Source organism: Nocardiopsis deserti (assembly GCF_008638355.1).
Lineage (GTDB): Bacteria > Actinomycetota > Actinomycetes > Streptosporangiales > Streptosporangiaceae > Nocardiopsis > Nocardiopsis alborubida.
Map to the genome: position 1 here is coordinate 68,289 of NZ_VWVS01000026.1, position 10,408 is coordinate 78,696.

Sequence of the window (10,408 nt, forward strand, 5' to 3'; positions counted from 1 at the left end):
AGCCCCGACACGACCTGGCGGTGGCCATGGGCGTTCGTCCGCGCACGGTGGGAAGCGGCGGAATCGGGCTGGACGGAGGCACGAGGGGGTTCCCGCCTCGGCGAAGGATGTGAGGTGGCTCTCGCGCCCGCCCGGGGCGGGCGCTAGGGTGGCGCGAGGCCGCACGGTCCGGGCGCGCCCGCGCGAACGGTGCGGCTCGCCGTGCCCGTACGCCCCCGCACACGCGTCCCCCGCCCCGGCCGCCGAGTCCCCGCCCCCCGCCTCCTTCGACCTCCCACGTGAAGGACGGACCCCAGCCCGTACCCGATCGCCCCCAGCCGAGGTACCCGTGTCCCCTGGATGCCCCCGAGCCGCGCTGCACCACAGCGAGCCGCACCCCGACCCCTACGCCGTGTACGCCAGGATGCGCGCCGACCACGGTCCCGTGGTCCCGGTCGAGCTCGAACCCGGTGTGCACGGGTGGCTGGTCACCGACTACGCCACCCTCATCTCCTGGTCCCGGGACACCACCGCCTTCAGCCACGACCCCAGGTTGTGGCGCGACCTCGCCGAGGGGCGGGTCAGCCCGGACTCCGCGCTGTTGCCGATGCTGGCCCCGCGCACGAGCGCCCTGTACGTCGACGGCTCGGAGCACCAGCGCTACCGCAGGGTCATCACCGACGGCCTCGGCAGCGTCGACACCGAGCACCTGCGCCGGATCACCAGCCGCTACGCCGACCGGCTCATCGACGAGTTCTGCGCGCGGGGGCGGGCCGAACTCCTCGACGAGTACGCCCGCATGCTGCCGCTGCTGGTCATGAACGACCTCTTCGGCTTCGACGAGGACCAGGGGACGCGCTTCGCCACCGCCATGCGCAACCTGTGGCTCGGCGTGGACGCGGAGGGGTCCGACGCCGAGGCCGAGCGGGTGCTGTCGGAGGTGGTGGCGGCCAGGCACCGCGAGCCCGGCGACGACCTCGTCACCCGGTTCATCCAGCACCGCGCCGTCCTCAGCGACGAGGAGGTGATCATGCAGCTCCGGCTGGTCACCGCCACCGCCAACGAGCCGGTCGCGTACCTGGTCGACGCGGTCCTGCGCGTCTTCCTGACCGACCCCTCCGGGCCCGGCGCGGCCCCGCCCTCCGACGCCTCCCTGGCCGAGGTCCTCGACCGCGTGCTGTGGCGGGACCCGCCGATCACCAACTTCCCCGCCCTCTACCCGCGCGTGGACGTGCCCCTCGACGGCGGCCGGGTGATCGAGGCCGGGTCCCCCGTGCTGATGGCCTTCGCCGCGGCGAACCACTTCTTCGCCCGGGAGAACGCCGAGCGGATGGAGGAGACCGCCAACCGGGCGCACGTGGCCTGGGGCGCGGGGCCGCACCGGTGCCCCGCCATCGACGAGGCGACCACCGTCGCCAGCGTCGCGGTGCGCGTCCTGCTCCACCGCCTGCCCGGCCTGCGCCTGGCCGTCCCGCCCGAGCGGCTGCGCTGGAGGCTGTCGGCCCTGTCCTGGTCCCCCATGCGGCTCCCCGTCGAGTTCGCCCCGCAGGCCCCTCTCACCCACGGCCCTGAGGAGGCGGCGCCGCTCCCGGCCGACCCGCCCGCGGGCGCCCCCGGGTCCGGCCAGCAGGCCTCCGGCGGCCTGTCGTCCCTGTCGGACTTCCTGGTGCGGCTGCTGCGCAGGCCGTGAGGCGGCCCCGTCCGCGCGCCCGTGCGGCGCGGGACGGGCGGACACGCCCGGTGATCCCTGTCCCGCCGGTCCGGCGGAACCCGGAGCCGTCGTTGGTATCCGCCCATTTCAGGGGCGTGCGCCCGGACGTCCCGCACCCGGGGAAGACACATGACACCGCGGCGGGGAGCGCCAACAGTGGCCGGGGGATCCTAGACTCGCTAGGGCTGTGAGGTCTCTCCTCCGCCGCGCCCCGAACTCCCCACACTGCCCCTCCCCACAGAGGAACAGCGCCTTCATGAACAGTTCCGAAGCCGACCCCGGTCGTCTCCTGGCCAACCGGTACCGCCTGGACGAGGTCATCGGCTCCGGCGGCATGGGGCGGGTCTGGCAGGGCACCGACACCCTCCTGGACCGGCCGGTCGCCGTCAAGGAGCTGACCACGCCGCCGAACCTGCCCCCGCACGAGGTCGAGGTGCTGCGCACCCGCATGCTGCGCGAGGCGCGCAGCGCGGCGCAGCTCAGCCACCCCGCCATCATCACGGTGTTCGACGTGGCCGACGAGGACGGCCGCCCGTGGATCGTCATGGAACTGGTCCGCGGCCCCTCCCTCGGTGACCTCGTCCGCGACGAGGGCGCGCTGCCGGTCCGGAGGGCCGCCGCGATCGGCGAGCAGATGGCGGCGGGGCTGGCCGAGGCGCACGCCCGCGGCATCGTGCACCGCGACATCAAGCCGGGCAACGTGCTCATCGCCGGGAACGACCGCGCGGTCCTGACCGACTTCGGCATCGCCCACCTGGACGGCTCCACCCACCTGACCAGCACCGGCCTGCTGATCGGCTCTCCGAGCTACCTGGCCCCGGAGGTCGCGCACGGGTACTCGGCCACCCCGGCCTCGGACATGTGGGCCCTGGGCATCACCCTCTACCAGGCGGTCGAGGGCACCCTGCCCTTCGACCGGCCGACCCCGATGGCGACGCTGACCGCCATCGTCACCCAGGACCTGCCGGAGCCGGTCAACGCCGGTCCGCTGCGCCCGGTCCTGGAGGCCCTGTGCGAGAAGCGCCCGGAGGACCGGCCGTCGGTCGGCGAGGTGCGCGCACTGCTGCGCGAGATCCGGGACGCGGACGACACCCCCGAGACGGTCATCCCCACGCTGGTCACCACCGTGCCCACGCCGGAGCCGGAGCAGATCGCCGAGTCGGCCGCCCGCGCCGAACCGCCGGGCCCCGGCCCGGCCGCCCGCCCCGCCGCCCGCCGTGAGGAGCGCCCCGGTTCCGTCCGGCGGACGCTGCTGGTCGCCGCCGCCGTGTTCGTGCTGCTCGTCGTGGGCGCCACCACCAGCCTCCTGGTGAGCATGAACCGCTCGGGCGGGCCCGACACCGGGCTGGTCGACGGATCGGGGCAGGAGGCCGCCGCCGACCCCGGCGCGGAGGCGTCGGAGCCCCCCGCCGAGGAGAGCGCGTCCGCCGCCGAGGAGACGCCGCAGGAGTCCGCGCAGGCCTCGGACGAGGAGTCGGAGGCCGAGGAGGACGAGGACGGTGTGGAGGAGGCATGGGGGCCCCTCACCCGCCACGAGGACTCCAGCGGCTTCTCCGTGGACGTCCCCGAGGGCTGGAACGTCGAGAGGGAGGGCCACATGGTCTACTTCCGCAACCCCGACGGCGGCTACCTGCTGGTGGACCAGACCGACGACCCCAACCCCGACGCCGGGGACGACTGGCGCGAGTTCGAGCCCGTCGGCAGCGGCAACTTCAGCGGCTACGAACTGATCGGCATCGAGGACGTGGAGGCCGACTGGACGGAGGACTACGTCAGCGCCGCCGACTGGGAGTTCACTTTCAGCAACGGCGACATGCACGCCATCAACCGGGGCTTCCACACCGAGGACATCGGCTACGCCCTGTTCCTGGTCTCCAGCAACGACCACCCCGAGGAGAACCGGGCGCTGCTGGACCACATGTCCCGCAGCTTCGAACCGGCCGACCGGGACGACTGAGCGGTCAGAACACCGAGCAGTTGGTGATGTCGGTGAAGGCCTCCAGGGCCAGCGCCGCCGTCACCGAGTTGCCCTTGGCGTCCAGGCCCGGGCCCCACGCCGCCACGGAGCAGCGCCCCGGCACGATCGCGAGGATGCCGCCGCCCACCCCGCTCTTACAGGGCAGGCCGACGCGGTAGGCGAACTCGCCCGCGGCGTCGTAGGTGCCGCAGGTGAGCATCACCGCCATGACGCGGCGCGCGTCGGAGCGGCTGAGCAGCTGGGAGCCGTCCGCCCGCCTGCCGTGGCGCGCCAGCAGCAGTCCCGCCCGGGCCAGCTCCTCGCAGCTGACGGTGATCGCGCACTGCCGGAAGTAGTGGTCCAGCACCTCCGGTACCGGGTTGTGCATGTTGCCGAAGCTCGACATGAGGTACGCCAGCGCCCGGTTGCGGTCCCCGTGCTCGTCCTCCGAGCGCACCACCAGGTTGTCCGCGTGCAGGTCGGGGTCACCCGTCTCAGCGCACAGCAGCTCCCCCAGGGCGCCGACGGCGTTCCCGGTGTCGGTCAGCAGCTGGTCGGTGACGATGAGCGCGCCCGGGTTGATCATCGGGTTGCGGGGCACGCCGCTCTCGAACTCCAGCTGGTACAGGGAGTTGAAGGAGGTGCCCGAGGGCTCCCGGTGGACCCGCTTCCACACGCTGTCCCCGGATCTGCTCATCACCAGTGCCAGGGTGAACACCTTGGTGATGCTCTGCATGGAGAAGCGCGTTCGGAAGTGGTCGCCGACGCTGTACAGGTCTCCGTCCACCGTGGCCACGGAGAACCCGAACTCGTCCGGGTCCACGCGGGCCAGTTCGGGGATGTAGTCGGCGACCCGGCCCTCGCCGATGTGCGACCGCACCCTCTCCATGACGGCGTCGAGCACTTCTCCGTAGTCGTCGCGGTCGCTCACCTCGGCCGCAGCCCCCTCCCGTGTCGGTGTGCCTCACCCCCCGGCTACCCAGGACGGGCTCCGGCATGGCTCGGGACGGCTCCGGAGGTGCTGGGGAACGGCCCGGACGGCCGCGGAGGCGCCGTGAGGCGGCTCGGGACGGCCGCGGAGGGGACGGGCGGCGGGTCAGCCCCTCCCGTCCAGGAGCTGGGCGTCGTGCACGAGCAGCGCCACCTGCACACGGTTGTTGAGCCCGAGCTTGGTGAGGATGCTCGACACGTGCGTCTTGACCGTCGGCACGCTCAGGAACAGGGCCGAGGCGATGTCGGCGTTGGACCGGCCCTCGCCGACCGCCACGGCCACCTCCACCTCCCGGCCGTTGAGCGCCGAGAGCCGCTCACGCGCACGCAGGGTCCGCTCGCCGCGGTCGTTGGCGCCCACCCGCTCGACCAGCCGCCGCGTCACCGTCGGGGACAGCACCGACATGCCCCGGGACACCTGGCGCACCGACTCCACGATCTCCGCCGGAGGGGTGTCCTTGAGCAGGAACCCGGCCGCGCCCGCCCGCAGCGCGCGCAGCACGTGCTCGTCGGCGTCGAAGGTGGTCAGCACCAGCACCTCCGGCGGGTCCTCCAGGGCCCGCAGCCGCTCGGTGGCGGTCAGCCCGTCCACCGTCGGCATCCGGATGTCCATCAGGACCACGTCGGGGGAGTGGCGCGCGACCAGGTCGACCACCGCGCTCCCGTCCTCGGCCTCGGCCAGCACCCGGATGTCGGGCGCGCCGCCCATCATCATCACCAGGCCGACCCGGACCAGCGCGTCGTCATCGACGAGCACGACCCCGATCTCCCGCTCCGTCTCGCTCATGTCGGCCACGGTAGCCATGCCGCCAGCCGCCAGCCACCCCGGCCGTCCGGTCCGTGCTCCAGCCGCCCCGAGGCCAGGGACACCCGCTCGGCGAGCCCGACCAGGCCCTGGCCGTCGCCGTCCCCGCCCGCCGCCGCGGGAGGGGCGCCGGGGGAGGGGCCGTTGCCCACCTCCACCAGCAGGCCGTCGCCCGGCTCTCCCCGGACCAGCACGTGCGTGGTGGCGCCCGGGGCGTGCTTGCGCACGTTCGTCAGCCCCTCCTGGACGATCCGGTAGGCGGTGCGCCCGATGCGCTCGGGGACCGTCCCGGCGCACTCCTGCACGAACTCCACCCGGGCCCCGGCCTCGTCGGCCTCCTCCACCAGCTGCCGCAGGTCGGCCATGGTCGGCTGCGGCAGCTCCCCGACGGGCGCGCGCAGCACGCCGATCACCTCGCGCAGGTCCTGGAGGGCCTGGTGGGCGCTCTCGCGGATCACCTTCGCCGACCGGGCCACCTCCTCGGCGGGGGCGTCCGGCCGGTACTCCAGGGCGCCCGCGTGCACGCTCAGCAGTGACAGCCGGTGCCCGAGCACGTCGTGGATCTCGCGGGCCATGGCCTCGCGGACCTGGTGCTGGGCGTGCTCGGCGCGCAGCTGCGCCTCCGTCTCGGCGTGCACGGCCCGGTCGCGCAGCGACTCCACCAGCTCGCGCCGGTGCTGGACGGTGAGCCCCCAGCCGGTCACGGCGCCCTGGAGGGCGGCCCCCAACAGGAAGATCACCAGGAGCGGGGCGTGCGGGTCGGGCCACAGCGTGGCGTGTACGAGCGAGGCGCCCACGCTCAGCCCGTACACCGCCAGGCTGGTGCGGGGCGGACGGCGCACGGCCAGCGAGAACAGGGCGATGAGCATCACGCCCGAGGCCAGGCCGGAGACGGCGGAGTACAGGACGAGCACGACGGCGAGCTGGACCGGCCAGCGCCGCCGCCACCACAGCGCCAGGCAGGCCAGCAGGGTGAGGGCTCCGTCGGTGACCTTGAGCCACACGGGCAGGACCGGTCCCAGGACGGGCAGGTCGGGGAACTCGGCGGCGTTCATCAGCACGGAGAGGAGGGCGATCAGGAAGATGGAGGAGTCCACGATCCAGTCGCGCGCGCCGCACCGCCCGGCCATAGCGTTCATCGCGCTGAAGTCTACGTTCGGAGCCGGAGCCGGAGGCCGGGAGCCGGGCAGGGCGGTGGGAGGGAGCCGGGGCCGCCGTCCCCTCGGCCGGTCGGCCGACGCGGGCCCGGCGGACGGCCGGGCAGGGCTGGACGGTCGGCCGATGCTCCGCTCTCGGCCCGGTGCCTAAGGTCGGGGGCGTGCGCAAGGCCATCCGGGGCGTCGGTGTCCTGCTCCTCCCCGTCGGCGTCAGCGGCGCCGTCGACCACTTCTGGTACCAGCCGTTCCTGGGTGTGGTCCTCAACTCGTTCAACCGCTTCGTCGTGCCCCACGTGGCGGCCTTCGAGGGCTACGAGGTGCTCGCCAACCTGGGCGTGGCCGCCGTCGGCGCCGCCCTGGCCCCGGGGGTGGAGGCGCGGCGGCCGCGGAGCCGGGTCTGAGGACGGGACCGGTCCGCCGCTGCCCGCGCTCGGCCCGTCGCGGCGAGGACGGTTCGTGCCCGGTCCGCACGTCGGTACCTTGTAACCGATGAGCACTCTGGTCACCGGAGCCACCGGAATGGTGGGCCGCCGCATCCTCACCCAGCTGAGGAGCCGCGGCCTGCCCGCGACGGGCGCGTCCCGCGCCTCGAAGACGCGCCTGGACTGGACCGACACCTCCAACTGGGACGAGATCCTCGACGGCGTGAAGAACGTCTTCGTGGTGACACCGGTCGGGAGCGCCCTGGGCAACCGGGTCGCCGGGTTCCTGGAGAGGGCCGCCGCGGCCGGGGCCGTCAACGCCGTGGTCCTGACCGCCATGGGCAGCGAGTACGCGCCGTCGGACTCCGACCAGCGCGCCGCCGAGCTGCGGGCCAAGGACCTGTTCGGCCGGTGGACCGTGCTGCGGTCCAACTGGCTCTTCCAGGACTTCACCGAGGGGATGTTCGCCGGTCTGGCGCGCTCGCGCAACGGGCGCCTCGAACTGCCGGTCAAGAAGAGGACCGAGGTCAGCTTCGTGGACGCCCGCGACGTCGCCGACGCCGCCGTCGCGGCCCTGCTGGGCGACCACAGCGGCAGGGAGTACACGCTCACGGGCCCGCAGCCGCTCACCTTCCGCGAGGTCGTCAAGCAGACCCGCGGCACGGAGAGCCCGGTGTGGCGGTTCAAGGCCGTCGACGAGGCGGGCTTCTACTTCCGCGCCGCGGACCGGGGGTGGAACGACCGCTTCATCGACACCCTCAACGAGCGCTTCGCCGCCGCGGTCCGGGGCAGGGCGGCCGAGGTCACCGGGGACGTGCGCACGGCGCTCAGCCGCGACCCCATCCCGCTGGGCCGCTTCGTCCGCGAGGCCACGCTCTGACTTCCCGCCCCCCGGGGGCAGGAGGCCACGGACGCCCGTCCCGGCGCGGCGGGCGTCCGTACCGGAGACGCGCCTACTTGAGCAGCTGGCGGGCCATCACCATGCGCTGGATCTGGTTCGTACCTTCGTAGATCTGCGTGATCTTGGCGTCGCGCATCATGCGCTCCAGCGGGAAGTCCTTCACGTAGCCCGCGCCGCCCAGCAGCTGCACGGCGTCGGTGGTGATCTCCATGGCGGCGTCGGAGGCGAAGCACTTGGCGGCGGCGCCGTAGAAGGGCAGGTCGTCGTCGCCGCGCTCGGACTTGGCGGCGGCCACGTAGACCATCTGCCGCGCGGTCTCCAGCTTCATCGCCATGTCGGCGAGCATGAACTGCACGCCCTGGAACTCGGCGATGTGCCTGCCGAACTGCTTGCGCTCCTTGACGTAGGCCACCGCCTGGTCCAGCGCGCCCTGCGCGATGCCGACGGCCTGCGCGCCGATGGTGACGCGCGTGTGGTCCAGGGTGCGCAGCGCGATCTTGAGGCCCTCGCCCGGTGCGCCGACGATGCGGTCGCCGGGAACGCGCACGTTGTCGAAGAACAGCTCGCGGGTGGGGGAGCCCTTGATGCCGAGCTTGCGCTCGGGCTCGCCCAGGGTGAAGCCCTCGTCGTCGGCGTGCAGCACGAAGGCGGAGACGTTGCGGCCGCGCGGGCCCTCGGGGTCGGTCACCGCCAGCACCGTGTAGTACCTGCTGACCCCGGCGTTGGTGATCCAGGACTTCTGGCCGTTGAGGATCCAGCCGTCGCCGTCGGCGACGGCCTGGGTGCGCATGCTCGCGGTGTCGGAACCGGCCTCGCGCTCGGACAGGCCGTAGGAGAACATCGCCTCGCCGCTGGCGACCTCGGGCAGGTAGCGCCGCTTGACCTCCTCGGAGGCGCCCAGGATCAGCGGCATGGTGCCGAGCTTGTTGACGGCGGGGATGAGGGAGGAGGAGGCGCACACGCGGGCGACCTCCTCGATGACGATGCAGGTGGCCAGGGCGTCGGCGCCCACGCCGTCGTACTCCTCGGCGATGTGCGGGGCGTGGAAGTCCGTGGCGACCAGGGCGTCGAGGGCGTCCTGCGGGAAGGCGCTCCTCTCGTCGACCTCCGCCGCGTGCGGGGCGATCTTGTCCTCGGCGACGGAGCGCACGGCCTCGCGCAGCTCCTCGTGCTCCTCGGTGGTGGTGAACAGGTCGAAGTCGCTCATCTGCATTCCTCCCCGGACGGCGGTCCCGGCCGATGGCACCGCGTGCCATTCTTTGGCATTCAGTGCCAGGATAAGGGGTGGAAGGGATGAAGTACACAGATGGGGTCGGAGAGCCCTTCCAGACACCGAACGAAGGGGGCACAGCCCATGGAGAACACGGGAGGCCGGGGCGGCCAGACGCGCGCGGACACCCGCGCTGTGGTGCTGGCCGCGGTGCGGCTGTTCACCGAGGACGGGTTCGAGGCCACGACGATGGACCAGATCGCGGCGGCCACGGGGGTGAGCCGACGCAGCCTGTTCCGCCGCTTCGGCTCGAAGGAGGACATCCTCTTCGCCGAGCACGACGAGTTGTTCGCCACGGTCGCGGGTTTCCTGGAGGCCTCCCCGGACGATCCGCTGACGTCGGTCCTCTCCGCCACCCGGCTGGTGCTCCAGGGGTACCTGGGTGATCCGGAGATCACCGTGCCCCGTTACCGCCTGGTCCGCGCCCACGCCCGTCTGCGCGACCGCGAGGTGGCGATGACCGCCCGCTACCAGGCCGCCTTCAGCCGCTACCTGGCGAGGCGCGGGGGAGGCGGGGACCGCTCGCTGGCCGCCGGGGTGGTGGCCGCGTCGCTCATCGCGGCGCACAACCACGTCCTGCGCGGATGGCTGCGCGGTCCGGAGCAGGACGTCCGAGAGGTGTGGGCGCGCTTCGACGAGGCCGTGGACTTCGTCCGCCGGTCCGCCGAGCCGATGCTGCACACCCCGCCGGAGCCGCGGCGCGACCGGGTGCTCGTGGCGGTCTACCCGGGGGACACCGGCCGGGAGGAACTGCTCCGCCGTGTCGCCGAGGCGGTCCGGGAGTCCGAGGAGCCGGGGAGGGCGGAGGGGGCCGCGAGGACGTAGGGGGCTGAGGGCTCTGGAAGACGCGGGAAGGCCGGGGGAGGCCGGAGAAACCCGGGGGGTCCGGAGGGCCATGAGCCCGTGCGCCGGCCCGCCGCCCGTCCCCACCCCCCGAACCGCGCCCGGCCGGGCCCCGCGCGGTCGGGGCCGCGCTCCGACGAGCGTAGGCTGGTGGGCCGGGAAACGGGTAGTCACACGAGGCGGATCGGACAGCGGAAATGAGCGTGGACACGGCGGGCGCCACCAAGCAGGAGTCTGAGGTCGTACGCGAGGCCTCCCGGCGGCGCACGTTCGCGGTGATCTCCCACCCCGACGCCGGCAAGTCCACCCTGACCGAGGCCCTGGCCCTGCACGCGGCCGCGATCTCCTCAGCGGGAGCCGTGCACGGCAAGGG

General features: G+C 73.4%; 10 protein-coding genes. 6 read left to right on the top strand and 4 right to left on the bottom strand.

Translation table 11 applies throughout. From position 1 onward, the window contains the following. The first annotated feature begins 391 nt into the window (after positions 1-391). Together FYW99_RS28765 and FYW99_RS28770 are read left to right on the top strand one after the other, a co-directional pair. Complete coding sequence (locus FYW99_RS28765) at positions 392-1,669, top strand: cytochrome P450 family protein (protein WP_150255179.1); 1,278 nt, start codon at positions 392-394, stop codon at positions 1,667-1,669. 277 nt (positions 1,670-1,946) lie between these two features. Beyond that, on the top strand, positions 1,947-3,647 hold the full coding sequence (locus tag FYW99_RS28770; RefSeq protein WP_150255147.1) for a serine/threonine-protein kinase: 1,701 nt from the start codon (positions 1,947-1,949) through the stop codon (positions 3,645-3,647). A gap of 4 nt (positions 3,648-3,651) precedes the next feature. On the opposite strand, the gene FYW99_RS28775 is transcribed toward FYW99_RS28770, so the two are convergent. The 3 genes from FYW99_RS28775 to FYW99_RS28785 all read right to left on the bottom strand — a co-directional run bounded on the left by FYW99_RS28775 (position 3,652) and on the right by FYW99_RS28785 (position 6,572). Beyond that, positions 3,652-4,578: a glutaminase gene (locus FYW99_RS28775; RefSeq protein WP_150255149.1), complete on the bottom strand. Its 927-nt coding sequence runs from the start codon at positions 4,576-4,578 to the stop codon at positions 3,652-3,654. A 165-nt stretch (positions 4,579-4,743) separates the two neighbouring features. After that, a complete protein-coding gene (locus tag FYW99_RS28780; protein ID WP_150255151.1) occupies positions 4,744-5,442 on the bottom strand; it encodes a response regulator transcription factor in 699 nt (232 codons plus the stop codon). After that, on the bottom strand, positions 5,421-6,572 hold the full coding sequence (locus FYW99_RS28785; RefSeq protein WP_150255181.1) for a sensor histidine kinase: 1,152 nt from the start codon (positions 6,570-6,572) through the stop codon (positions 5,421-5,423). The genes FYW99_RS28780 and FYW99_RS28785 overlap by 22 nt, the downstream gene beginning before the upstream one ends. 188 nt (positions 6,573-6,760) lie before the next feature. Between FYW99_RS28785 and FYW99_RS28790 the strand changes: the two genes are divergently transcribed. Together FYW99_RS28790 and FYW99_RS28795 are read left to right on the top strand one after the other, a co-directional pair. Then, a complete protein-coding gene (locus FYW99_RS28790) occupies positions 6,761-7,000 on the top strand; it encodes a hypothetical protein (RefSeq protein ID WP_150255153.1) in 240 nt (79 codons plus the stop codon). Between the two features lie 88 nt (positions 7,001-7,088). Beyond that, positions 7,089-7,901 carry an NAD-dependent epimerase/dehydratase family protein gene (locus FYW99_RS28795; protein WP_150255155.1) on the top strand — a complete coding sequence of 271 codons (813 nt, stop codon included), beginning with the start codon at positions 7,089-7,091 and terminating at the stop codon, positions 7,899-7,901. A gap of 73 nt (positions 7,902-7,974) precedes the next feature. Here the strand turns inward: FYW99_RS28795 and FYW99_RS28800 are convergent, their stop codons facing one another. Beyond that, a complete protein-coding gene (locus FYW99_RS28800; protein ID WP_150255158.1) occupies positions 7,975-9,129 on the bottom strand; it encodes an acyl-CoA dehydrogenase family protein in 1,155 nt (384 codons plus the stop codon). A gap of 147 nt (positions 9,130-9,276) precedes the next feature. Here FYW99_RS28800 and FYW99_RS28805 point away from each other — a divergent pair, with 147 nt between their 5' ends. Both FYW99_RS28805 and FYW99_RS28810 read left to right on the top strand, forming a co-directional pair. After that, entirely contained in the window at positions 9,277-10,017 is a 741-nt protein-coding gene (locus FYW99_RS28805; RefSeq protein ID WP_150255160.1) for a TetR/AcrR family transcriptional regulator, read from the top strand. A 215-nt stretch (positions 10,018-10,232) separates the two neighbouring features. Continuing rightward, a partial coding sequence (locus tag FYW99_RS28810; RefSeq protein WP_263364099.1) for a GTP-binding protein occupies positions 10,233-10,408 on the top strand: 176 nt, incomplete at its 3' end.

What these genes read in the sequence shown, in the direction of transcription:
- FYW99_RS28770 (WP_150255147.1), top strand. Translation starts at nt 1,947, where the DNA reads ATGAACAGTTCCGAAGCCGACCCCGGTCGTCTCCTGGCCAACCGGTAC.
- FYW99_RS28780 (WP_150255151.1), bottom strand. Translation starts at nt 5,442, where the DNA reads ATGGCTACCGTGGCCGACATGAGCGAGACGGAGCGGGAGATCGGGGTC.
- FYW99_RS28785 (WP_150255181.1), bottom strand. Translation starts at nt 6,572, where the DNA reads ATGGCCGGGCGGTGCGGCGCGCGCGACTGGATCGTGGACTCCTCCATC.
- FYW99_RS28795 (WP_150255155.1), top strand. Translation starts at nt 7,089, where the DNA reads ATGAGCACTCTGGTCACCGGAGCCACCGGAATGGTGGGCCGCCGCATC.
- FYW99_RS28800 (WP_150255158.1), bottom strand. Translation starts at nt 9,129, where the DNA reads ATGAGCGACTTCGACCTGTTCACCACCACCGAGGAGCACGAGGAGCTG.
- FYW99_RS28805 (WP_150255160.1), top strand. Translation starts at nt 9,277, where the DNA reads ATGGAGAACACGGGAGGCCGGGGCGGCCAGACGCGCGCGGACACCCGC.